This window comes from Streptomyces sp. NPDC053474, from assembly GCF_044544845.1.
Lineage (GTDB): Bacteria > Actinomycetota > Actinomycetes > Streptomycetales > Streptomycetaceae > Streptomyces.
In genome coordinates this window covers 286,475-309,926 of record NZ_JBITXV010000011.1, presented here as the reverse complement: position 1 = coordinate 309,926, position 23,452 = coordinate 286,475, and the positions used below count along the sequence as shown (strand labels likewise).

The 23,452-nt window shown below is 74.2% G+C and carries 17 protein-coding genes; 10 read left to right on the top strand and 7 right to left on the bottom strand.

Going from position 1 to position 23,452, the window contains the following annotated elements; genetic code table 11:
• Complete coding sequence (locus ACIG3E_RS26700) at window positions 1–1,161, bottom strand: hypothetical protein (protein ID WP_399621271.1); 1,161 nt, start codon at window positions 1,159–1,161, stop codon at window positions 1–3.
• Between the two features lie 242 nt (window positions 1,162–1,403).
• Between ACIG3E_RS26700 and ACIG3E_RS26695 the strand changes: the two genes are divergently transcribed.
• Complete coding sequence (locus ACIG3E_RS26695; RefSeq protein WP_399621268.1) at window positions 1,404–2,201, top strand: arylamine N-acetyltransferase; 798 nt, start codon at window positions 1,404–1,406, stop codon at window positions 2,199–2,201.
• A 165-nt stretch (window positions 2,202–2,366) separates the two neighbouring features.
• Window positions 2,367–3,632 (top strand): tyrosine-protein phosphatase, encoded by a 1,266-nt coding sequence (locus ACIG3E_RS26690; RefSeq protein WP_399621265.1) that lies wholly within the window; start codon window positions 2,367–2,369, stop codon window positions 3,630–3,632.
• Here the strand turns inward: ACIG3E_RS26690 and ACIG3E_RS26685 are convergent.
• From ACIG3E_RS26685 to ACIG3E_RS26675, 3 genes are all read right to left on the bottom strand, one after another.
• Complete coding sequence (locus ACIG3E_RS26685; RefSeq protein ID WP_399621263.1) at window positions 3,616–4,377, bottom strand: tyrosine-protein phosphatase; 762 nt, start codon at window positions 4,375–4,377, stop codon at window positions 3,616–3,618. The two genes, ACIG3E_RS26690 and ACIG3E_RS26685, sit on opposite strands and share 17 nt — an antisense overlap.
• A gap of 189 nt (window positions 4,378–4,566) precedes the next feature.
• Window positions 4,567–5,475 carry a hypothetical protein gene (locus ACIG3E_RS26680; RefSeq protein WP_399621260.1) on the bottom strand — a complete coding sequence of 303 codons (909 nt, stop codon included), beginning with the start codon at window positions 5,473–5,475 and terminating at the stop codon, window positions 4,567–4,569.
• Window positions 5,472–7,796, bottom strand: coding sequence for a PEP/pyruvate-binding domain-containing protein (locus ACIG3E_RS26675; RefSeq protein WP_399621258.1), 2,325 nt, complete (start codon window positions 7,794–7,796; stop codon window positions 5,472–5,474). Before ACIG3E_RS26675 ends, ACIG3E_RS26680 begins: the two co-directional genes overlap by 4 nt.
• 361 nt (window positions 7,797–8,157) lie before the next feature.
• Between ACIG3E_RS26675 and ACIG3E_RS26670 the strand changes: the two genes are divergently transcribed.
• Window positions 8,158–8,892, top strand: a complete 735-nt coding sequence (locus ACIG3E_RS26670; protein ID WP_399621256.1) for a class I SAM-dependent methyltransferase — start codon at window positions 8,158–8,160, stop codon at window positions 8,890–8,892.
• A 167-nt stretch (window positions 8,893–9,059) separates the two neighbouring features.
• Here the strand turns inward: ACIG3E_RS26670 and ACIG3E_RS26665 are convergent, their stop codons facing one another.
• Both ACIG3E_RS26665 and ACIG3E_RS26660 read right to left on the bottom strand, forming a co-directional pair.
• Complete coding sequence (locus ACIG3E_RS26665; RefSeq protein ID WP_399621254.1) at window positions 9,060–11,282, bottom strand: MMPL family transporter; 2,223 nt, start codon at window positions 11,280–11,282, stop codon at window positions 9,060–9,062.
• Window positions 11,283–11,798: 516 nt separating this feature from the next.
• On the bottom strand, window positions 11,799–12,677 hold the full coding sequence (locus tag ACIG3E_RS26660) for an NAD(P)-dependent oxidoreductase (RefSeq protein ID WP_399621251.1): 879 nt from the start codon (window positions 12,675–12,677) through the stop codon (window positions 11,799–11,801).
• Window positions 12,678–12,856: 179 nt separating this feature from the next.
• Between ACIG3E_RS26660 and ACIG3E_RS26655 the strand changes: the two genes are divergently transcribed.
• On the top strand, window positions 12,857–13,879 hold the full coding sequence (locus ACIG3E_RS26655; RefSeq protein WP_399621248.1) for a GlxA family transcriptional regulator: 1,023 nt from the start codon (window positions 12,857–12,859) through the stop codon (window positions 13,877–13,879).
• Here the strand turns inward: ACIG3E_RS26655 and ACIG3E_RS26650 are convergent.
• Window positions 13,872–15,449 carry a class I adenylate-forming enzyme family protein gene (locus ACIG3E_RS26650; protein WP_399621245.1) on the bottom strand — a complete coding sequence of 526 codons (1,578 nt, stop codon included), beginning with the start codon at window positions 15,447–15,449 and terminating at the stop codon, window positions 13,872–13,874. The two genes, ACIG3E_RS26655 and ACIG3E_RS26650, sit on opposite strands and share 8 nt — an antisense overlap.
• 277 nt (window positions 15,450–15,726) lie before the next feature.
• Here ACIG3E_RS26650 and ACIG3E_RS26645 point away from each other — a divergent pair, with 277 nt between their 5' ends.
• From ACIG3E_RS26645 to ACIG3E_RS26620, 6 genes are all read left to right on the top strand, one after another.
• Window positions 15,727–17,334, top strand: a complete 1,608-nt coding sequence (locus tag ACIG3E_RS26645; protein ID WP_399621242.1) for an NAD(P)-binding domain-containing protein — start codon at window positions 15,727–15,729, stop codon at window positions 17,332–17,334.
• Window positions 17,334–18,443: an alpha-hydroxy acid oxidase gene (locus ACIG3E_RS26640; RefSeq protein WP_399621239.1), complete on the top strand. Its 1,110-nt coding sequence runs from the start codon at window positions 17,334–17,336 to the stop codon at window positions 18,441–18,443. Before ACIG3E_RS26645 ends, ACIG3E_RS26640 begins: the two co-directional genes overlap by 1 nt.
• The gene (locus tag ACIG3E_RS26635; RefSeq protein ID WP_399621237.1) at window positions 18,440–19,858 is read left to right on the top strand and encodes a cytochrome P450; all 1,419 of its coding nucleotides are present in this window, start codon (window positions 18,440–18,442) and stop codon (window positions 19,856–19,858) included. Before ACIG3E_RS26640 ends, ACIG3E_RS26635 begins: the two co-directional genes overlap by 4 nt.
• A gap of 64 nt (window positions 19,859–19,922) precedes the next feature.
• Window positions 19,923–21,218, top strand: coding sequence for a cation:proton antiporter (locus tag ACIG3E_RS26630; RefSeq protein WP_399621234.1), 1,296 nt, complete (start codon window positions 19,923–19,925; stop codon window positions 21,216–21,218).
• 170 nt (window positions 21,219–21,388) lie between these two features.
• The gene (locus tag ACIG3E_RS26625; protein ID WP_399621232.1) at window positions 21,389–22,141 is read left to right on the top strand and encodes a class I SAM-dependent methyltransferase; all 753 of its coding nucleotides are present in this window, start codon (window positions 21,389–21,391) and stop codon (window positions 22,139–22,141) included.
• Between the two features lie 161 nt (window positions 22,142–22,302).
• Entirely contained in the window at window positions 22,303–23,319 is a 1,017-nt protein-coding gene (locus ACIG3E_RS26620; protein WP_399621230.1) for a DUF5954 family protein, read from the top strand.
• The last annotated feature ends 133 nt before the right edge of the window (window positions 23,320–23,452 follow it).

Sequence of the window (23,452 nt, the reverse complement as noted above, 5' to 3'; positions counted from 1 at the left end):
TCAGGCCGTCTGCGAGGCCTTGCGCAGCGCCGTCAGACAGGTGCCGATGGCCTCCTGGAGCTCTTCGAGGCGCTGGACCATGTCGTCCTCGTAGATGTCACCGAAGTCGACGGCGTCGTCGAGGGTCAGCTCCTCGAAGACCTTCGTCGCCTTCTGGAGGCTGCTGTAGAACTTCGTCCGCCGCTCCTGGACACGCAGCTCGGGGTCCGCCTCGACGGTCTCGGCGACGAGCGTCTTCACCGTGTCGTAGGCCTCCGAGGCCCACTCCCCGGCCTCCTCGGGCTCCAGCTCGTCGATCAGGGACAGATGCCGCTCGGCTTCCTCGCGCAGCTCGGCCGGTGCGTCGATGGTCTGCCCCGCGGGGGTCCTGACCTGGCCCTCCTCGGCGATCTTGCGGACGTACTCGATGCGGTCGGCGGCCCTGGCCTCGCCCGCGACGGCCTTCTTCAGGTCGTCGGTGCGGGCGATGTCACGGGCCAGGTCGACCTGGAGGACCGGGTCCTCCTTGATCCGGTCGAGCAGCGCGTGCCGGGCGGCCTGCGCCGTGGAGGGGTCGGCGAGGATCGCGGCGCGCAGCGCCGTGGGGTTCTCGGCGACCTCCAGGGCCTTGGTCGGGCGGATGCCCTCGGCCTCGGCGGCCGCCATGATCGCGGTGCCGCGCGCGGAGGACGCGCTGGAGCGCGGCACGTAGTAGGTGAGCCAGACGTCGGCGTCCGGCAGCTCGACCTCCTGACCCGGCTCCAGCTCCTCGAAGTGCGGCACGAGCCCGTCGTCGGCGGCCCGGTCCCAGGCCTTGTAGAAGCGCATGACGCGCTCGGCGGAGCACCCGGCGAGCTCGCCGAACTCCTTCGCGGACGCCTTCGGCGTCTGAGCCGCCGACTGCCCGCCGGGCCGCACGCTGCGCGCCACCTTCAGGCCGAACGTCCAGCCGCCGGTGCGCGCGTACACCCCGAACTCACGGGCGTCGCGCGCGACGAGCTCGCGCGCGGCCTCGTACGCGCCGTCCTGCCCGGCCTCCGGTGCGGTGCCGTCCCGCCCGGCCTCCGGTGCGGTCCGCGCGGTCTCCTGCACGTCATCGCGTACGTCCTGGGGCGCGTCGGTGGCCGGGGCGGACGCGGCCGACGGGTCAGCCGGGGCGGACGGGGCGATCACTGCGGTCACAGATAACTCTCCGAGTACGTCGTGAGCGATAAGAAACAGAACGTACAGCCTATATCGCCCCGTTGCTCCGGCTTTCCGTATCCGTCCGTGACACCCCTACGGCGCGTCGGCGCGGCCGCGCGGCGAGAGGAAGGGGTCCGCGGACCTAGGACTCCGCGAGCCGGAGGCCTAGGGCGGAGGGACAGCCGGGGTCTGTCCCCCGGGCGGTGGCCCGGACGGTCACGCCCCGTGAGACTTGTCCCATGGACACCTCACGGACCGACGCCTATCTGCTCCGCATCGGCGCGGAGCGCCCCGCCGCCCCCACCTCGGCGGCCCTGCGCGACCTGCACCTGGCGCAGCTGCGCACCGTCCCCTTCGAGAACCTCGCGATCCACGCGGGCGTCGAGGTCGACCTCGTCGAGGAGGACCTCGTCGCCAAGGTCGTCGACGACCGCCGCGGCGGGTTCTGCTACGAACTCAACGGGGCCTTCGCCGCCCTGCTCACCGCCCTCGGGTTCGAGGTCGACCTGCTCCAGGCCAGCGTCTACCAAGGGGACCGCCTCGGGATCCCGTACGACCACATGGCGCTGCGCGTGCGCACCGTCGACGGCGGCGACTGGCTGGCCGACGTGGGCTTCGGCAAGCACAGCCACCACCCGCTCGCCGCCGCCGAGCGCGGCGACCAGAGCGACCCCGCCGGGACCTTCCGCGTCGCCGAGACGCCCGCGGGCGACCTGCGCGTCCTGATGGGCGGCGAGCCGCAGTACCTGCTCGACCCGCGGCCGCGCGCCCTCGCCGACTTCACCGGCGGTGCCTGGTACCACCGCACCTCGCCGAAGTCCCACTTCACCCGGTCCCTGGTGTGCTCGATCCTCACCGACACCGGGCGGACCACGCTCAGCGGCAGCAAGCTCACCGTCACCCCGCTCGACGGCGAGCCTCGGGTCACCGAACTCGGCACGGACGCCGAGGTCCTGGAGGCGTACGCCACCCACTTCGGCATCGTGCTCGACGAGGTGCCCCGGCTCGCGGAGCCGGTCCGGGTCGGGGGCCGGTAGCCGCACGCCCCGGGGGCGGTGTCCCTGCGACATGACACACGGGGGCGGACACCTTGCCGCACGCCCGCTCCTTTGTCCAGGCTTCCCGGCCCCGTGCCGCACCCGCCGAGGGCGGTGACGTTCGTCGCGGCGTGCGCGGCGCGCCCGGACGTAGGCTGCCGCACTGTGAAGAGACACATACCTTTCGACCGGCTGCACAACTTCCGTGACCTGGGGGGCTACGTCACTGAGGACGGCCGTACGGTGCGGTGGGGGACGGTGTACCGGTCGGACTCGCTGAGCAAGCTGCGGGGCGCCGACTGGGAGCGCTTCCTCGGCCTGGGTGTCCGCACGGTCATCGATCTGCGCTACCCCTGGGAGATCGAGGCGAAGGGCCGGGTGCCGGACCACGCGTCCTTCGCCTACCACAACCTGAGCGTCGAGCACCGCCCCTACGACCAGGCCGCGTTGGGCCCCGACGTGGACGCCGGACGCTATCTCGCCGACCGGTACGTGGAGGTCGCCGAGGACGGCGTCAAGGAGCTGCGCCGGGCCCTGGAGCTGATCGCCGAGGACGGCTCGGGGCCCCTGGTGTTCCACTGCGCGTCCGGCAAGGACCGCACGGGGCTGCTCGCCGCGCTCGTCCTGACGCTGCTCGGCGTGCCCGAGGCCGACGTGGTCGAGGACTTCACCCTCACCGGGCTCGCCACCGACCGGCTCGTCGCCGACTGGCGCGCGGCCCACCCGGACCGCGAGCTGACCTGGCCCGACTACGGCCGGGCGCCCGCGGAGGTGATGCGCCTCTTCCTCGCCGCCATCGCCGAGCGGTACGGCTCCCTGCGCGGCTACGCCACCCACCTCCTGGACGTTGACGAGGAGTTGGTGGCCGCGCTCCGCGCCGCCCTCCTGGAGGGGCCCGAGCTCACCTTCCGGCGGGCCGGACCGGCCGACCTCACCGAGCTCGTGCGGCTGCGCGACCAGGCCGCGCGCTGGCAGATCGACCGGGGCATCGCCCAGTGGAAGCCCGGGGAGCTGGGCGAGGACCACTTCCGCGCCCGCCTCGCGGACAGCGAGGTGTGGCTCGCGACCCTGGGGCCCGACGGGCCCGTCGCCGGGGCGTTCGAACTGTGGTGGGACGACCCCGTCCCGTGGGGCCCGCAGCCGCCGACCGCGGGCTATGTGCACCGCCTGATGACCGATCGGCGCACCGCGCCCCCGGGCACCGGGCTCCTCCTGCTCGCGCACGCCGAGCAGCGCGTCCGCGCCGCCGGACGCGGCCTGAGCCGCCTCGACTGCCGCTCCAACAACCCGCGGCTGCGGGAGTACTACGCGGCGGCGGGCTACCGGGAGGTCGGCGAGCTGGCGTCGAAGGACGGCGGGGTCGCGGGCCGGTACGCCGTCACGCTCATGGAGAAGCGGCTGCGCGGCGGCGGCCCTACAGCGAGGCCTTGATGCGGCGCGGCGCGTCGGCCAGGCGGCTGATCAGGGAGACCACCTCCGGGGGCTGGCGGCTGGCGTCCCGGTCGGCGCTGAGCACGTAGTAGATCTGCTCCAGGGACGGCGGGCCGACCGCGACGGTGCGCAGGGCCGCCTGGCCGGGCGTGGCCTGGCCCGTGCGGACCAGATAGGCGGCCGCCATCGAGCCGGTGCGGCCGACGCCCGCGCCGCAGTGCACGAAGACCGGGCCCTTCGCCTCGGCGACGACGCGCAGGAACCGGTCGACCTGCCCGCCGTCGGGCGTCTGCCCGTCGCGCACGGGCAGCCGTACGACGGCAAGGCCCGCGCGCCCGGGCCGCGCGAGCTCCGCCGCGCTCAGGTCCTCGGCCCGCAGGTCCACCACGGTGCGGATGCCGTGGGCCGCGAGCGCGCGGTACCCGGCCTCGGTGGGCGCGGAGCCGCGCCACAGCCGGTCGTCGACGCGCTGGAAGTGGCGGACGCCGGTGATCTCCCGGTCGGCGCGGACGTGTTCGCCCGCCCAGGCCGACACGGCGAGCACGCCGAGCGAGGTGGCGCCCCAGAAGAGCGTGTAGCCGAGCGCGCACAGGCCGATCAGCTTCAGCGCGCGCCGGGGCGTCGGCCGCCTCGCGCTGAGCCTGCGGCCCGCGTGCGCGCACGCGGCGCTCGCGGTGGCGGTGGCCGCGCCGAAGCGGGCGACGGCACGGGTGGAGGCGGCACGGACGGAGGAAGTACGGGACAACAGGTCACCACCAGAGGGCGTACGCGTCGCGCACACCGGACTGCACGGGAGGAAGGCACAAGCCTCGCCCAGGTTACCGGCACCCGAGGGGCCCGGCGACCCGGTCCAGGCGCCCCACGCACCCCTCTGAGCACGTCAACTCCCGTATTCATCACCCCTGTTGATCCTTACGGAGCGGCAGGCCCGGACTCAGTGGGCCTGCCGCACCTGGCTCTCGCCCAGGACCTTCGCGCTCGTGCGGTGGGCCGTCGCGTCGGCGAGGCAGCCGCGCAGCCGCATCACGTCGTGCGCGGAGAGCGCGGGGCGGATCACTCCGGCCCACACGTCGCCGTCCAGGCGGGTCAGCGGCGCGTGCACGTTCAGGGCGGCGGTGGACCTGCGGCAGCTCTCCCACAGCTCCCGGGCGGCCAGCGCGCGGGCCGACGCGCCGTCGCTGCCGCGCACCCGCACCTCGTACACCACGGTGGTCGCGGCCGCGCCCGTGGCCTTGGCGGGGCGGGTCTGGGTGGCGTCGGAGAGGGTGTCCACGAGCAGCGCGAGTAGCAGGGCGGCGGCCACGGCGGCGGCGCTCACCACGGCGGTGCGCAGGGCGCGCGGCCGGGGCACGGCCTCGCGGTCCTCCAACTCCGGGACGCGGCCGTGCCGTTCGTCGCCGGGAGCGGCGAGGCCCGCGAGGCGTCCGGCGAGCCTGCGCTCGGCGCCGGGCCGCACGGTGGCCGCCGAGATCCGCTGCACGACCCAGGCGACGCCCGAGAGCAGCGCCCCGGCCGCCATCAGGACCGGTACGAAGACGTACGTGCGGTGGGTGCCGTCCGCGGTGCCCTGCTCCAGCCAGCGGAACCGGGCGCCGTCCTCGGCCCGGGACTCCTGGAGGCGCCGCCACACCTCCTCGGTGCGCCGCCCGGAGTCGGCCAGCTGCCGCTCCAGGCGGCCCAGTCGGCTCAGGAGCACCGTGCCCACCAGGAGGCCCTCGATGACCAGCAGGAGCACCCCGCAGATGAGGGCGCGCTGCCACTCCCAGCGGGTGAGGTAGACGACGCTGTAGGTGGCGGCCGCGGCGGCGCTGAGGCCGCCGAGGAGATAGCTCACGTACTTCATGACGCCATGCCCTCCGTGTGGTCGGCGCCGTCCGGGGGCGCGGCCGGGGGTGCGACGGCGGACATGCGCACCACTTCCACGGCGCCCGTGCCGCCGTCCACGGTGAGCCGGGTCCCGGCGGGGAACCGCTCCAGGGCGTCGGGGACGCCCACGGCCGTCGGCACCCGGTACTCGCGGGCGAGCACGGCGAGGTGGGAGAGCACGCTGCCGGTCTCCGCGACGAGCCCGGTGAGGCCGGGCAGGAGCGGGGCGAGCGCCGGGTCCAGGGCGCGGACGACGAGGACCGCGAAGCGGGGGCGTTCGCCGCCGCCGTGCCAGGCCGTGCCGGAGCCGAAGCCGCCGCCCGCGCCCTGCCCGTCGGCCGCCGCGCGGCGCCTGCCCGGCTCGGCCACCGGCTGGCCGTCCGCGAGGCGGAACGCGGCGGGCAGCTCCGAGCGCTGCGGCCTCGGCAGGCGCTCGGGCAGATCGGCGGGGAGGCCCTTGCCGTCGCCCGCCGCGGTCAGTTCGGCCCAGCGCAGCAGGGCGATGCGGTCCGGGTCGTCGAGGAGTTCCACGGCGGTCAGCCTGCGGGCCAGCTCGCGCACCATGCTGGTCTGCATCTCCTGCACCCAGCGCACGCGAAGGCGCAGCCCCTCGCGGGTGGGCAGCACGGCCGTGCCGCGCGGCACGCCGGTCAGGGCGGGGCGCCCGGGCAGCGGCGGGCGCGGGCCGAGCGCGGGCGGCAGGAGCGAGAGGAGCACCGGGTGGCGGGCGATGAGCCGGGCGTCGTCGGGTTCGTCCGCGCGCGCCTCGGCGAGGACGGCGAGCGCCTCCCCCACGGCCGTGGCGCCCGAACCCTGCCCGAGCACCGCCCCGGCCAGGGACTCCTGGGCGTGCAGCGCGGAGAGGACCGTACGCCCCCAGGAGACGGCGGCGAGCAGCCGCCCGCTCAACATCTCGGCGGGGGCGGGCAGTTCGCTCAGATACCGGTCGACGTCGGCCGTGAGGTCGAGCGCGAGCGCCGGGAGCGTCGTGCGCACCCGGCCCATCCGCCAGGCGGCGGTGGCCCGGCGGGCGGCGGGCGCCGGGTTGAGGAAGCCGAGCAGGCGGTGGGTGGGCGGGGCGGCACCGAGCAGCCGGAGGTCGGCGGCCGCGCGGCCGTCGACGGTGGTGACGGGCGGCAGCCTGCGCAGCCTGCGGCGGGGCGCGGCACCCGCGATGTCCAGGGCGACCGAGAGCCCGTGCGCCATGGGCACCAGCCACAGGTCCTCCTCCAGGGGTTGCAGGACCCCGGGGAAGGTCTCGGCGACGGGGCCCGGCCCGAGCAGTCGGGCGCGGCGGGCGGGGCGCGGGGGCATCGCGGTGATGGGGCGGGTCTGGAACAGCCATAGCCGGTCGTCGGCGTCGAAGGCGAACTCGATGTCCTGCGGGCCGCCGAACTCCCGCTGCGCGTCCCGGGCCAGGCGCAGCAGGCGCAGCTGCCGACCGCGTGTGAGGAGGCGCGCGTCGCGGGGCTCGGCGGGCTCGGTGTGGACCTGGCGGCCGTGCCGGGTCAGGTGGTACCGCACGCCCTGGACGCTGCCGTTCACGAGGCGGTCGGGGCCGCCGTCGACGGCGCTGATGACGACTCGGTCGCGGCGGCCCGCCATCGGGTCGGCCCCGAACATCACGCCGCCCACGGTCGCGCGCACCATCGGCTGCACGAGCACCGCCATGCCCGCGTGCGGGTCGACACCGCCGTGCGCGGCGCCCGTGGGCGTGCGCCTCGCCGAGCGCAGCACCCGTCGCACGGCGTCGGTGAAGTCGCTCCACCCGCGCACGTCGAGCACGGTCTCGAAGAGCCCCGCGAGCGACGAGTCGGCGGCGTCCTCCCACGCGGACGAGGAGCGCACGACGAGGGGCCGCGCCCCGTCACCACTCAACTCCCGCCAGGCACGCCGCAGTTCCGGCTCACCATGGGCGGGCCCCTCTCGGGACGAGATGCCCGCGGTGTCAGCGGCGGTCGCCACGGCACGGGCGGGGCCCGCGGTGCCCGTGGTGGGCGTCGCGGCACGCGCGGCACGCGCGGTGTCCACGGTGGGCCTCACGGCGTGCGCGGCGCTCGCGGTGTCCACGGTGGGCTTCACGGCACGCGCCGCACCCGCGGTGGGCGTCACAGCACACGCCGCACCCGCGGTGTCCACCGCATCCGCGGGCACCAGCACGAACCCCGGCAGCACGGGAAGGCCCACGGCCGCCGCCCGTGCCAGATGGGCCGCCTTCGCGCCCGCGAGGCGCGGGTCGCGGGCGCGCCGCGCCTCCAGCCCCACCACCACCAGCCGGTCCGTCTCCACCCCGATCATGGCCTGCCTCCTTCGCCCGACCGCGCGCCCCGTCCCGCCCGCACATCCCGTACCCGGCGCCGCTCCCTCCGAGGTGAGGCCCTGCGCGCCCACCGCACCGCTGGGGCGAAACGCCAGGCCACGAAGCCGGACCGAAAAATCATCCAGCCCTTAGCACGGACGCGTGGCCGCGCCATGAAGTTGAGCACAAGCCCACCCGAATTCGGCCAAGCCCGTCGAGGGCGGCGACGGCACGGGAGGGGCGGTCCGGCGGCCGTGCGGCGTGTGCTAAGGCTTCTTCGCGGGGGCTGTGCGGCGGGGGGGCACGGCCCTTGGCCCCGCGTGCGCCGCACGCTGTCAGCAGACGCAGAGAGGCGAAGACGTGACAGGCAGTCAGTTCGACGAGCTCGGGCAGGTCTACGAGGAGTCCTCGGGCATGGCCTTCAGGCAGGGCCTGGAGTTCCCCACCGTGCTCGGGCACCTCGGCGACATCAGGAGCCAGGACATACTCGACTTCGGCTGCGGCAGCGGGGTCTACACCCGGCTGCTCGCGCGCCGCGGCGCCCGGCGGACCGTCGGCCTCGACGCGTCCGAGGGCATGGTCGACCACTGCCGCCGCCGGGAGGAGGACGAGCCCCTCGGCGTCGAGTACGTCGCGGGGGAGCTCCCGGAGCGGCTGCGCGGCGCCTTCGACACCGTGCTCGGCGTGTACGTGCTGCCGCACGCCGAGACGTACGACGGGCTCGTCGCGATGTGCCGGGCGGTGGCGGCGGCGCTGCGGCCCGGTGGGCGCTTCCTGACCCTGCCCATCCACCCGGACGTGCACCCGGACCCGGACCACTACGCCCGCTACGGCTTCCGCCTGGACGTCAGCGCCCGCGAGGACGGCGCCCCGGTGGACTTCGGGTTCACCGTGGGCGAGCACAGCGCGCGGTTCACCGCCCGCTACTGGACCGCCGCGTCCCTGGAGGGAGCCCTGCGCGACGCGGGCTTCAGCGCGCCCCGGTGGCGCGCGCACCAGGTGTCCGAGACCGCCGAGCCCGGCCCCTCGGACGACTTCTGGGCCCCCTACCTCACGACCCCGCACGCGGCGGTCCTGGACGCGCGCAAGGCCTGAGGCACGGCCCGGGCACGCGGTACCGGTGCGGCAGGCGCGGGCCCCCGCGGGGTCGGCGGAGGCGGCGGAGTCGGGAAAACGGCCGGTGGCCCGGTGACCGTTGAGGTCACCGGGCCACCGGGCCGTGCACTGCGTGGGTGCCGCGGGTGCGGTACGCGTACGTGCCGTCAGCGCGTCGGCTGCAGTTCCCGCTCCGGGTCGGAGTAGGGGGCGCCGCCGTTGTCGCCGAGCCGCTTGTAGAGCTTCTCGCCCTCCACGTCGACGTTCGGCAGGATCTTGTTCAGCCAGCCCGGCAGCCACCAGGCGGACTTGCCGAGCAGGGCGAGCACCGCCGGGACGATCGCCATGCGGACGACGAAGGCGTCGAACAGGACGGCGGCGGCGAGGCCGAAGCCCATGGTCTTGATGATGTCGTCGTCCTCCAGGATGAAGCCGGAGAAGACGCTGATCATGATGACCGCGGCCGCGGCGACGACGCGCCCGCCGTGGGTGAAGCCGGTCACGATGGCCTCGCCCGGACGCGATCCGTGGACGTACGCCTCCCGCATGCGGGTCACGAGGAACACCTCGTAGTCCATCGCCAGACCGAACACCACACCGATCATGAAGATCGGCATCATGCTCATGATCGGGCCGGGCTGGTCGACGCCGAACACGTTCGCGAGGTGGCCCTCCTGGAAGACCGCCACGACCGCGCCGAGCGCCGCGAGCACCGAGAGGAGGAAGCCGAGCGCCGCCTTCAGCGGCACCAGGATCGAGCGGAACACCAGCATCAGGAGCAGGAAGGCCAGGCCGACGACCAGGGCCAGATACGGGATCAGCGCGTCGTCGAGGGTCTGCGAGAAGTCGATGACCGAGGCCGTCTGGCCGGTGATCAGGACCTCGGCGCCGGTCTTGGACTCGATCGTGCCGATGTCGGAGCGGATCTTCTTGACCAGCGTCTCGGTGTCGTGGTCACTCGGTCCGGACTTCGGCGTCGCGGACAGGATCGCCAGGTCGTCCGCCTTGTTCGGCGTCGCCGGGCTGACGGACACGATGCCCTTGACCTTCTTGAGCTCCGCGCCGACGTCCTTCGCCGCGGCACCGGCGCCCTTGTCCTTGTCGACGACGATCGTCAGCGGGCCGTTGAAGCCCTTGCCGAAGGAGTCCGACAGCATGTCGTACGCCTTGCGCTGCGTGGTGTCCGGCGCGAAGGTGCCCTCGTCGGGCAGGCCGAGCTGCAGGTTGGCGGCCGGAGCCGCCACCGCGCCGAGACCGGCGATGGCGACGAGCAGGACGATCAGCGGGCGGCGCAGCACGAACCGGGCCCAGCGCGTGCCGAGCTTCGGCTTGGCGTGGGGGTCGGTGAAGGGAACGCCGACGGGCTTCTTGCGGTCCTTGCGGCGCAGCGTCCTGCGGGGCGCGATGCCGAGCAGCGCCGGGATGAGGGTCAGCGCGATCAGGACGGCGATCACGACCGTACCGGCCGCGGCGAGGCCCATCTTGGTGAGCAGCGGGATGTTCACCACGGCGAGGCCGGAGAGGGCGACGATGACGGTGAGGCCCGCGAACACCACCGCGGAGCCCGCGGTGCCGACGGCGCGTCCCGCGGCGTCCTCGGGAGTGCGGCCCTCCGCCCGCTCGGCGCGGTAGCGCGAGACGATGAACAGGGCGTAGTCGATGCCGACCGCGAGGCCGATCATCGTGGCGAGCGTCGAGGTGGTGCTGGACAGCTCGAGCGTGCTGGCGAGCGCGGTGATGCCGGAGATGCCGATGCCGACGCCGATGAGCGCGGTCAGGATGGGCATGCCCGCGGCGATCAGCGAGCCGAAGGTGATGAGCAGCACGACCGCGGAGATGCCGATGCCGATCAGCTCGGCGCTGCCGCCCAGCTCCTGCTCGGTCGGGACCGCGTCACCGCCCGCCTCGACGGTCAGGCCGTCCTTGCGGGTGTCCTTGAGCGTGTCGGTGAGCTTGTCCTTGACCTTGTCGGTCAGCTCGGGTCCGGGGACCTTGTACGACACGGTCGCGTAGACGGTGGTCGAGTCCTTGCTGACCGCGCCCGTCTTGAACGGGTCGTCGACCTTCGAGACCTGCGCGCCCTTGCCCAGCCGCTCGACGGCCTTGTTGACCTTCGCCTTGTTCTCGGCGTCGGTGATCTTCTCGCCCTTGGGGGCGCGGAGCACCACACGGGCCGTGGCGCCGTCGGCGCTCGTCTCGGGGAACTTCTCGTCGAGCAGGTCGAAGGCCTTCTGCGACTCCGTGCCGGGCATGGAGAAGACGTCGGCCGGAGCCTTGGGAGCCGAGGACGCTGCGACGCCCGCGCCGATGAAGAGCAGCACCCATATGAGCGCCATCCACCAGCGCCGTCTGAAGGCGAGACGGCCCAGTTTGTAGAGGAACGTAGCCACGGCGAACGAGACTCCCGTCGGGATTGGCAGGCAGGACCGACCCGTTCGGCGGCGGGCGCCGCGCGACAGGGTTGGTCGGCAGGATCCACTCCATCGTGACGGCACCGAAGCGCACGGAAGTCAGACTGCGGGCCGGAGTCCGCGCCCACGTCCGTCGTAGTCGGAAGTCGGCCGACTCATCCTCGGGTAGGAGACGCGCCGACTACATGTAGATCTCATGTACCAGGGGTGTGACCTGCGTCTCTTGGTCAACAACCCGCCCTCGGCATCGGGCATTCAGGTCGAATACCGAACCTTTTGGACAGGTGCTGTTTCGGACACCAGGAGTGCCAGGAGACACCTGCGCCGACGCGCCAGGGGCGCCCGGCCACCACCGCATGACGTGCGTCGCAGCGGCCCGCTCCCACCCCCTCCAACGACGCGGCGCGCTGGCGTGTTCCAAGGGGGTGGCGGGCGGCCCGCGGCGGGGCCGCCCGCCGCCCTCCGGACCCCCTAAGGGTCGGCCTCGGGGTGCCGTCAGGCCGTGCGCAGGACCTCGATGACGCTGGCGAAGCTGTCCCCGCCGTGGCCCGCGGCGTGCGTCCGCTCCATGAAGGCCTTCAGGAGCTCGGGCAGGGCGCTGTCCACGCCGCGGTCGGCCGCCGCGTGGATGAGGTGGTCGACCGCCGCGATCTGCACGTCGACGGTGGCGTCGTCGCCCGGGTACCTTCCCTCCTCCACCTGGGTCGCGTACCGGGTGATGAAGCCGTTGACGGCGCCGCCGAGCCAGCGCAGCGCGAGCGGCGCGAACTCCGTCGCCTTCGCCCCGTCGGCGCCCACCAGCGCGGTCCCGTGCAGCCAGCCGCCGAAGGCCGCCCACATCAGGCCGAGCAGCGCCACGTCGTACAGCGGGGCGAAGCCCGCGTCCTCGCCGAGGAACAGCGGGTCGCCGAGCGCTTCGAGGGCGGGCCTGTGGGCGTCGAAGGCGGTCCGCGGGCCGCTGTAGAGGAACATCATCTCGGGGCTGCCGACGCCGGGCGGGGTGGTCATGACCGCGCCGTCCAGGTAGTCGACGCCGCGCTCGGCGGCCCAGGCGGCGAACTCCCTGGCCTGCTCGGGCGAGCCGGTGGTGAGGTTGACGAGCGTGCGGCCCGCGAGCGTGGCCGCGGCCGGGTCGACGACCGCGTGCAGCGCGTCGTAGTCGAGGACGCAGGCGATCACGAGGCCGCTCGCCGCCACGGCCTCCGTGGGGGTCGCCGCGACCCGGGCGCCGCGCGCGGCGAGCGCCTCCGCTTTCGCCGGTGTGCGGTTCCACACCGTGGTCTCGTGGCCGCGCTCCAGGAGGGCGGCGGCGAGGGCGGCGCCCATGTTGCCCAGGCCGATGACGGTGACGGGGCTGCGGTGTTCGGCGTTCATTGCGTGCTTGCTCCTTGCGCGTCCACCGGACGCGGTCGTGTCCGGACGACCGCCTGCGGCGGCGTCCGTGGTGATCCGGTACGAGAACCCTCGCAGCGGGCCGGGGAGCCGGACAGTGACAGCGGTGACGTCGGTCACCAAATTCCTGCCACCCCTCGAAGCGGCCGTACGCTCGCCGCATGAGCGCTGGTTCCGTCGCGGTGGTCGTGACCGAGGAGATCGGGGTCCCCTCCTGGGACCTGTACGAACTGAGCATCCCGTGCACGGTGTTCGGCAAGCCCCAGCCGGACCTCTCCGCGCACTGGTACGACCTGAGGCTGTGCGGCACGGACACCGGCTCCGGCGCGCGGGACGCCGCCGCGCACCCCTTCGGCGTCTCGGTGCGCACGCCGTACGGCCTCGACGACCTGGTCGACGCGGACACGGTGATCGTCCCTTCGGTGCCGGACGCCTGCGTCGAGGAGGGCGCGCCCCTGCCGGACGGGCTCGTCGACGCGCTGCGCCGCGCCCACGCGGCGGGCGCGCGGATGGTGTCGCTGTGCAACGGCGCCTTCGCGCTCGCCGAGGCGGGGCTGCTCGACGGCCGCCGCGCCACGGCGCACTGGCAGCACACCGCCCAGCTGGCGGCGCGCTACCCGAAGGTCGAGGTCGACGACTCGGTCCTGTACGTCGACGAGGGGGACGTGCTCACCAGCGCGGGCCTGACGGCGGGGCTCGACCTGTGCCTGCACCTCGTCCGCCGCGACCTGGGCGCGCACGTCGCCAACCAGCTCGCGCGGCGCATGGTGGTGCCCGCGCACCGGCCGGGCGGGCAGGCGCAGTTCATCGACCTGTCGGTGCCCGCGGCCGACGACGCGAGCCTGAGCCCCGTCCTGGAGTGGGCGCGCGGGCGCCTCGACGAGCCGCTGACCGTCGACGACTTGGCGCGCCGCGCGGCGATGAGCCCGCGCACGTTCTACCGGCGGCTCCAGGCGGCCACCGGCACCACGCCCCTGCAGTGGCTCCTGAACCAGCGCCTGGCGCGGGCGCAGAGCCTCCTGGAGGCGACGGACCTGCCGGTCGAGAAGGTCGGCGAACTCAGCGGCCTCGGCACGGCGAACAACCTGCGCCACCACTTCCTCAAGCACGTGGGGGTGCCGCCCAGCGACTACCGCCGGGCGTTCTCGCAGCCGGGCCGGGCGCCGGAGCCGCTGGCTAGGTGACCGCTCCCGGAGCCCCGGCGCGGACCCGGGCGAGCAGCGCCGCCTTGTCCGGCTTGCCGCTCGGCGCCACGGGCACGTCGGTGAGGACGGTCAGCGTGGACGGCAGGCCCGCGACGCCCAGTTCCGCCTCGACGTGCTCCCGTACGGCGTCGAGGGCGGGCGTGCGGCCCGGCGCCGCGACGACGAAGGCGTGGGCGGCCTCGCCCGTGCGCCGGTCCGGAGCCGCCACGACGTAGGCCCGGTCGACGTCGGGGTGGGCGGCGACGGCCCGCTCCAGGGCGCCGCAGTAGTGCACGACCGCGTTGACGATGACGATGTCGCGGCTGCGGCCCGTCAGATGCAGAAAGCCGTGCGCGTCCAGGTGCCCCACGTCGCGGGTGCGCACCCAGCCGTCGCGGAGCGCCTGGGCGGTCTCCGCCTCGTCGCGCCAGTAGTCGGTCATGGCGCAGGGCGTGCGCGCCCAGATCTCGCCGGTGGTGCCGGTCGGGACCGGCAGGCCCTCGGCGTCGCGCACGCTCAGCTCGGTGCGCGCCCAGGGGCGGCCGACGGAGCTGGCGGCCCCCTCGGGCCCGTGCGCGAGGTCGTCGGGCGTCAGGAGCGTGAGCATGCCCGTCTCGGTCTGGCCGTACGCCTGGTGCACGGCGGGGCCGATGCGCCGCACGGCCTCGGCGAGCGAGTGCGGGGCCAGCGGGGAGCCAGCCACGATCAGGACCCGCAGGCCGCTGAGGTCGGTGGCGCGGCCGGGCCCGGTGCGCAGCGCGTCGAGCACGTGGTGCAGCCGGGGCACGGTCATCAGCAGGGCGGTGATCCGCAGGCGCTCGACGAGCCGGGGGAACTCCAGCGGGGGCGCGGGGATCACGGCGGTGCCGCCGCTGAGGAGGCACAGGCCCAGGTGCTCGAACATGACGGCGCTGGTGAGGGTGCCGAACAGCAGGAAGCGCCGGTATCCGGCCGCGAGGCGCGCGATCCGCTCGTCCCCGTGGACGGGCCGCCAGGACCAGTACGCGGTGAGCGCGCGGTAGTCGAGGACACAGCCCTTGGGGTGGCCCGTGCTGCCGCTGGTGAGGTGCACCAGGGCGGCGTCGTCGGGGCGGCCGCGCGCGACGAGGCCGTCGCCGGGCAGCGGGTCGGCGTGCGGATGCGCCGCGAGCAGGTCGCTGTCGAGCCGCAGGACGGGGAGGTCACCGGCGGCGCGGAGCAGTGCGGGCGGCGGCGGGGCGGCGTCGGTGACGACCACGTCGACGTCGGCGGCGAGGACGTGGGCGAGCTGGTACGGCGTCAGGCCCGGTCGCAGGCCGGTCACCCGGCAGCCCAGCAGATGGGCCGCGATCTGCACGGCGAAGCCCTCGGGGGTGACCTCCGTGGCGAGGGCGACGGCGCGCCCCGGGCCGAGTCCCGCCGCGCGCAGCCCGGCCGCGCACCGGGTGATGAGCGCGAGCACCTCGCCGCGCGTGACGGCGCGGGAGCGGTGCTCGAAGGCCACGGAGGCGGGATGGCGGCGGAACGCGTCGATCAGGGCCTGCGGGAAGGGCGGTTCCGTCGAATTGCTCGCTTTGCGTCCGTTTTCCACGGGGCATCCGTTTCGCAGGATGAAACAGCGGCAGCGGGAATGAGGGTGCAGAACAGGAAAGCGGCGTACGATCTCTGGCCGATTTTCGCCCGGGGGCCGAGCGGCCAGGGTCACGGTATCGCTCGATCCTCTTCCCACAAGCCCCCATTCCCTGTGACGCACGCCACACTGAAGCGATCTGGCGGCCCACTTGAAGTATCAACTACCGTGATGTATCCGCTCGTTCAAGCCTCTCACCGGGGACGTCGGCGACGCTCACCGGAGACGGGAGCAAGGCGTGTCTGACGGTGGCTTGATTGACTACTTGATAGTCGGCGCGGGACCCGCGGGACTCCAGGCCGGATATTTCCTTGACCGCTCCGGCCGCAACTATCTCGTCGTCGAGTCCGGAACGGCTCCGGGAACGTTCTTCACGCGTTTCCCGCGCCACCGGAAACTCATTTCGATCAACAAGGTGCACACCGGCTGGGACGACCCCGAGCTCAGGCTGCGCACCGACTGGAACTCGCTCCTGACGGACGAGGGCGCTCCGCTGTTCACCGAGCGCACCCCGCGCTACTTCCCGGCCGCCGACGACATGGTCGGCTACCTGGCGGACTTCGCCGCGACGCACCGCCTGAACGTCCGGTACGCCACCCGGGTCACCGAGATCAGCAGGCCAGGGCCGCCCGTGGGGACCGGCGCCTTCACCGTCCGCACGGCCGACGGCGGCGTCCTGCGCGCCCGGCGCCTGATCGTGGCCACCGGCGTGAGCCAGCCTTACATCCCTCGGGACATCGAGGGCGTCGAGACCGCCGAGCGGTACGACGAGGTGTCGGTCGACCCGGATGACTTCACGGGCCAGCGGGTGCTGATCATCGGGCGCGGCAATTCCGGCTTCGAGACGGCGGACAACCTGATCGAGACGGCCGCGGTCATCCATCTCGCCGGGCCCGGTTCGCTGCGCATGGCGTGGCAGACGCACTTCGTGGGACATCTGCGGGCGGTGAACAACAATTTCCTGGACACCTACCAGCTCAAATCGCAGAACGCGCTCCTCGACGGCCGGGTCCTGTCCCTGCGCAAGCAGCCCGACGGCACGTACCTGGCCGCGGTGAGCTTCGCCCGGGTCGACGAAGTGGTCAAGGAGATTCCGTACGACCGCGTCATTCTCGCCACTGGATTCCGCTTCGACGCGTCCCTCTTCGCCCCGGAATGCCGTCCACGCCTTACCGTCAACGACCGGTTTCCGGCGCAGACCGACGCCTGGGAATCCGTCGACGTGCCGGACCTGTTCTTCGCGGGGACGCTCACGCAGGTGCGGGACTTCAAGAAATCGACCAGCGGATTCATCCACGGATTCCGCTACGGCGTCCGGGCGTTGCACCGCATCCTGGAACACCGCTACCACGGCGTCCCCTGGCCGGGCAGGGAGCTTCCGGCCACCGCGGCGGCGGCCGCGGACGCCGTGCTCGCGCGCGTCAACCGCACCTCCGCGCTGTGGCAGCAGTTCGGCTTCCTGGCCGACGCCCTGCTCGTCGGCACCGACGGCGGCCTGCGCTACCGCGAGGAAGTGCCGGTCGACCACCTCCACCGCGCGGTCGCGCAGGGGCACTTCGGCGAGGTGACGGAGTACTACGCCATCACCTTGGAGTACGGCGCCGACCACGACCGCGTCGACCCGTTCGACATCGGGACAGGCCGCGTCGGGCAGCGCGACACCACGGGACTCGACGGCCGCTATCTGCACCCCGTCGTCCGGGCCTTTCGCGCCGGGGAGCTCCAGGCCGAGCACCACCTCACCGAGAACCTGGAGAACGAGTGGGACAGCGAGGAGGTCCACCGCGCCCCGCTCCTGGCCTTCCTGCGCGACCACCTCGCGCGGGAGAGCGCGGGCCGCGCCTGATGTCCCGCATCGACGAGCTCCACGACCGCGCCCGCGCCGCGCTCGACCCCGTCCACTACGACTACTACGCCGGGGGCTGCGGAGCCGAGACCGCCCTCGCCGACAACGAACGCGCCTTCGCCGAACTGGCCCTGCTGCCCCGGGTCCTGCGCGGCAACGACCGGAGGGACACCGGCGTCGCACTGCTCGGCGACCGGGCCTCGCTGCCGGTCGTCGTCTCCCCCACCGCCTTCCACCGCCTGGCCCACCCCGACGGCGAGCGCGCCACCGCCCGCGCCGCCGCGCGGGCCGGGACCGTCCTGGTGACCAGCATGGCGGCCACGGTGGCCGTCGCCGACGTGGTGGCCGCGGCGCGGGCCGTGCGCGCGGACGCCGCCGTGTGGTTCCAGGTCTCCTTCCACCCGGACGACGACGTCACGACCGCCCTCGTGCGCCGCGCCGAGAAGGCGGGCTGCACGGCCCTGGTGGTCACCGTGGACACCCCGGTCTTCGGCCGCCGCGCCCGCGACGAGCGCAACGGCTTCCACGACCTGCCGCCGGACCTGGCGCCCGAGAACCTGCGCGACCTGCCCGGCACACCGCCGGGCGGCACCCTGCCCATCGCCATGTCACCGGAGTTCACCTGGCGGCACCTGCGCCGACTGCGCGACCTCACGCACCTGCCCGTGGTCCTCAAGGGAGTGCTGCACCCGCTGGACGCGCGTACCGCCGTCGACGAAGGTGTGGACGCCATCTGGGTGTCCAACCACGGCGGCCGCCAGCTCGACGCGGCGCCGGGAGCCGTCCGCGCGCTGCCGCGCGTCGCCGCGGCGGTCGCGGGGCGCGTGCCCGTGCTGCTCGACGGCGGGGTCCGCTCCGGAGCCGACGTCGCGGCCGCGCTCGCGCTCGGCGCCACGGCGGTCGGGGTGGGCAGGCCCGTGCTGTGGGGCCTCGCGGCGGACGGCGAGGCGGGCGTGCGGGAGGTCATCGAGCTGCTGCGCGCGGACTTCGACCACGTCCTCACCCTGTGCGGCGGGCGCGGTCCTGCCGACCTGACCGCCGACATGGTCGTCACCAGGGCGTGGCCGCCGCCGACGGGGCCGGGCGAGCGGGCGGGGCAGGGGCGATGAGGTTCCGCGCCGGGGCGGCCGCCGCCGGGCTCGCCGCGCTGTCGTCGCCGTACTGGCTGCCGTCCGCGGTCGTCGCGCTGCGGATGCGGATCTTCGCGCGGCTCGGGGGCGGCGAGGGGGTCACGGTCCCGGGCGAGCAGGTGGGGCCCGACCGGTTCGAGGAGCTGTACGGGCATCCGGCGGCGGGCGGCCGCAGCCGGGGAGCCGCCCTGTCCGACCTGTTCTGGTACTGGCTCGCGCCCGGCTCCGACGTCCACCAGGAGCACCTGGAGGCCGGTCCGCGCTACGACGAGGTGGCCCGCACCACGCTGGCGATCCTCGCCGGGCCCGCCGCGGACCTCTCGCGCGCCGCGACCCGCTGCACCGCCGCCGTCCTCGACGAACTGGGGACGGGCCGGGCCACCCTCGTGCGGCTGCGCGACCTGATGATGCCCGTGTGGGCGGAGTTCTTCCACGAGCGCGTCTTCCACGAGCCGTGCCCGCCCGGGGTGCGCCGCCTGATCACCGACCACGCCGACGACGTGGTGAGCGCGCTCAAGTGCACCCGCCCGCGCCACATGCGGCGCAGGCACCGCCTCACCCGGTACCTGGCGCGCCGCGTCGCCGCCGGAGCCGTGCCGCACGCGCTGCCGCGCTCCCTGACCGCGCGCGAGCGGGCGTACTACCTCCAGGGCACGTTCTTCAACACGGCCGTGGTGCAGCTCTCCGAGGCGATGGCCCATCTGCTGCTCGCCCTCGCCGAACACCACGACGTACAGGACCGCGTGGCGCGCGCGCCGGACGACGACCGCTATCTGGACCACGTCATCGACGAGACGTTCCGGCTCTACCCCCTCTTCGGCGTCGCCCACCGCGTCACCACGGCCGACATCACGCTCGGCGACGGCCCCACGCTGCCCGCCGGATCGGTGCTCTGCTTCAGCTACCCCGCCTACCACGCCACCGGGTACGCGGACCCGGACGTCTTCGCGCCGCACCGCTGGGAGACGCGCACGGCCAAGGAGGCCCACCACATCCCCTTCGGCGTCGCCGCCAACCGGCCGTGCCCGGCCTGGCGGCTCGCGCCTCTCGTGATGCGCGCGGCCGCGCGGGAGGTGCTGCGCCGCTACGCGCTCGACTCGGCGGTCTCCCACACACGGTCCATCCCGCACCGGGCGCCTTGCCTCCTGGTGCGGCGCGGGCGGCCGCTGCCCCGGCCGTGGGCGCGCGGCGCCCGCGCGTTCCTGCGGGTCAGGGACCGCCTCGAGGACGTCGGGCGGGCACCGGCACAGCTCGTGCTCGGCACCTGGATGGTGCTCGACGCCCGCCGCCACCGGCTCGCCACGACGTACTTCGCGACCCACGACACCGAGGGGCGACCGCTCGCCGCGCACCCCGGCCCGGGCGCTCCCGGGTGTCCCCATCCGCCTGACTGAGGCCTGACCGGGGCCCACGTGAGGCCCACCGTCCCCAGCCGTCCCGAGCCGAAGGGCGCGGACCATGTCCACCACCGAGCTCGGCCCCGCCTTCTTCCTCGCCGTCGTGGTGATCCTCGTGACCTGCCGGATCACCGCGCTCGCGCTGCGCGGCCTGGGGCAGCCGCCCGTCGTCGGCGAGATGGTCGCCGGGGTGCTGCTCGGGCCGTCCCTGCTCGGCCTTGTCGCGCCCGGCGTCGAGGAGGAGCTGTTCCCCGACGCGCTGCGCCCGGTGCTCTTCGTGGCCGGGCAGATCGGCTTGGTCGTCTTCATGTTCCAGGCCGGGTACGAGCTGCGCGCCGACCGGCTGCGGCCGGTGGCCCGGGCGGCCGGGGTGATCTCGGCCGCGGGCATGGTCGTACCGCTCGCGCTCGGCACCGGTCTGGCGTGGGCCGTGCACCGTTCCGTCGACATCCTGCCCGGTGGCGCCCCGGTGCCGGTCTCCTGTCTGTTCGTGGGGGTCGCCCTGGCCATCACGGCGTTCCCGATGCTGGCCCGGATCATCACCGAACGCGGCCTGACGGGTACCAGGTTCGGCTCCATCTCGCTGGCCGCGGGCGCCGTCGACGACGCCGTCGCGTGGGTGCTGCTCGCCGGTGTCCTGAGCCTGTCGCAGGACAGCGCGGGGCCGTTCGCCAAGGCGGTGGCCGGGACGCTCGGCCTGTTCCTGATGCTCGCGCTGCTGCTGCGCGCCCGGGAGCCGATCGCGCGCCGCCTGGAGCGGCTCGCCCCCGAGCGGGCGCTGCTGCTCGTCGTCCTCACGCTGTTCCTCGCCGCCTGGTACACGGACACGATCGGCCTGTACGCCGTCTTCGGGGCGTTCAGCCTCGGCGTGGTCTTCCCGCGCTGCGCCGCGGTGGACCGCGCGGTCGGCGCGCTCGCGCCCGCGGGCCAGATCGTCTTCCTGCCGCTGTTCTTCACGTACTCGGGCCTCAACACCGACTTCGGCCTGCTCACCGGTCCGACGCTGCTGCTCGTCACGGCCGCGTGCGTGGCCGCCGCCGTCCTGGGCAAGTTCGGCGCGTGCTGGCTGGCCGCACGGGCCGTCGGCGAGGAGCGGGGGGTCGCGCTGCGCGTGGGCACCCTGATGAACGCGCGCGGCCTGATGCAGCTCATCGCCATCAACGTCGGGCTCTCCGCGGGCATCGTGACGCAGCGGATGTTCTCGATGCTCGTGGTCGTCGCGCTCGTCACGACGCTGATGGCCACTCCCGTCCTGAGCCTCTGGGACCGTCGCGACCGCACGGTACGGGCCCCCGCGGCCGACGCCCGCGAACCCGTTCAGGAACTGGCTCCGAAGGCGGCCGAAACAGGCCCGTGACGGCCCTGTGCGGGGCCGCCCCCGGGCGTCCGGGGCGGACCGCACAGCCCCCGCCGCCCGGTCCGTCCACGCCCCGCACACGCCCGTACGCGCGTTCGCCTCATGCCGTCTGACCTGGGATTTCGTAGCGCTCGACGGTACTGTCCAGGGACATCGCGAAAGGGGATCGGATGGACCGGAACGCACGTGCGGCCGAGCGGCACCTCCGCAGTGTCGAGGACGTACTGGAGCTCATGGACGGCCTGTTCGCGCCGGAGGCCGACCGCTGGACGGCGGGCGCGGCCGACTGGTGGGACGGGTTCTACACCGACCGGTCCAAGCCGGTGCCGTTCTTCGTGGACAAGCCCGACGCACACCTGGCCGCGCACCTGGACTCCGGGCTCATCCAGCCCGGCCGCGCCCTCGACCTCGGCTGCGGCCCGGGCCGCAACGCGCTCCACCTGGCCGCGCGCGGCTTCACGGTGGACGCCGTCGACCTGTCACCGGCAGCGCTCGCCTGGGCCGGGGAGCGGGCCCGCGAGGCCGGGGCCGACGTGCGCTTCCACCACGGCGACGCCTTCGCGCTCGGCCCGGACGTCCTGCCCGGCCCCTACGACCTGGTCGTCGACTCGGGCTGCTTCCACCATCTGCCGCCGCACCGGCGCGTCAGCTATCTCGCGCTGCTCGACCGGGTGCTTGCGCCCGGCGGCCATCTGGCGCTGACCTGCTTCGCGGTGGGCGGCATGGGCTCGGAGCTGTCCGACACCGACTTCTACCGGCAGGCGCGGCTGCACGGCGGCCTCGCGTACTCCGCCGAGTCGCTGCGCTGGATCTTCGCCGACCTGACGGAGGTCGAGCTGCGCCGGATGCGCGCCGAGCCGCCCGAGTCGCCGCACTTCGGCGAGCCCTTCCTGTGGGCGGGCCTGTTCCGCCGGGACGCCTAGCGGGCAGCCCGCCGAGGTGCCGGTCCGCACGCGACCGCCGGGGCAGGGGCGGCGGACCCCTATAGGGCACAGCCGCCCCGCTGCCAAGCGATCGACGGATTCATCATGCTCTCGCGTGACACCGCCCACCCGACGGGCCGTCACCCGGAACAATGGCGCCCATGTCTGACGACTGGAAGCGGCAGATCGACGCGCTCCACTCCGAGTTGGTACGCCGCGACGACCCGGCCGCGTGGGTCAGCGAGGCCGACGCCCTGGACGCCTCGTACCTCTATCCCCATCTCGCCGTGCGCGGCCCGGTGTTCGGGCTCGCCGCGCGCGAGCCGGGCGACGAGACGGACTGGCGGCTCCTCAACGACGTGATGGACGGCACGCCGCAGCAGGCCCGGGACGGGCTCAACTCCCTGCTGTGGTTCAGGGCGAAGGACGACGCGGACAGCCGGGCCGAGCGCCGGGCCCTGCTCGCCGCCGTGGCCCGCCTGGAGCGGGAGCGGGTGAACGAGGTCACCGTCCTCGGCACCCGCTACCGCGTCGTGCGCGGCGAGGAGTTCGCGCGCGCCGGTGACGACGGCCTCGAACCCCCGCGCCCCACCGACCCGGAACCCACCGTCCCCTCGTGGGACCAGCGGCCCTCGCCGCCCTCCCACGACGCGGGCTTCGCCCTCGCCCCCGGCCGCGACAGCGGCGTCATGGCGGGCGCGCTGAGACTGGCGCTGCGCGGCTTCACGTACGCGGGCGACGACTGTCCCCCGGCGATCCGCGAGGAGGCGCGTCGGGCCGTGCGGGACTATCCGGAGGTGGTGCTCCTGCCCGTCAGCTTCGGGGTCGCGGAGCGCCGCGGCGAACGCTGGCGGCCGCGCGGCGCCCTCATGCCGACCCCGCACGACGCCCGCCGCCTGCTCGTGCACGGTCTGACCGAGTTCTGGCCGCTCCTGTACGACCTCGACGAGGCCGACCGCGCCGCGTTCGCCCACGCCGCCGAACGCTTCAAGTCGGCGGGCCGCGCCAACGAGGTCGTCGTCCGCGACCAGTGCTTCCGCATCTGCCGCGTGGAACGCATGGTCCGCTTCGGCCCCGACGGCCCCGAGCCCGCCCGCCCCTCGGACGTGGAGACGACCGACCCGATGAAGCTGCACCCGACGATGGACGAGGACGGGGCCATCCACTACGACGACTGACGCACCCTCGCGGCCGCGGGGGTGTTCGCCCTTGCGGGGGTCAGCTCTGGGCCTTGTGGACCTTCCAGTCCGCGACGTCGGAGCTGCGGTTGAAGTAGGCGTTGGTGCACAGGTCGTACTTGCCGCCCGAAGC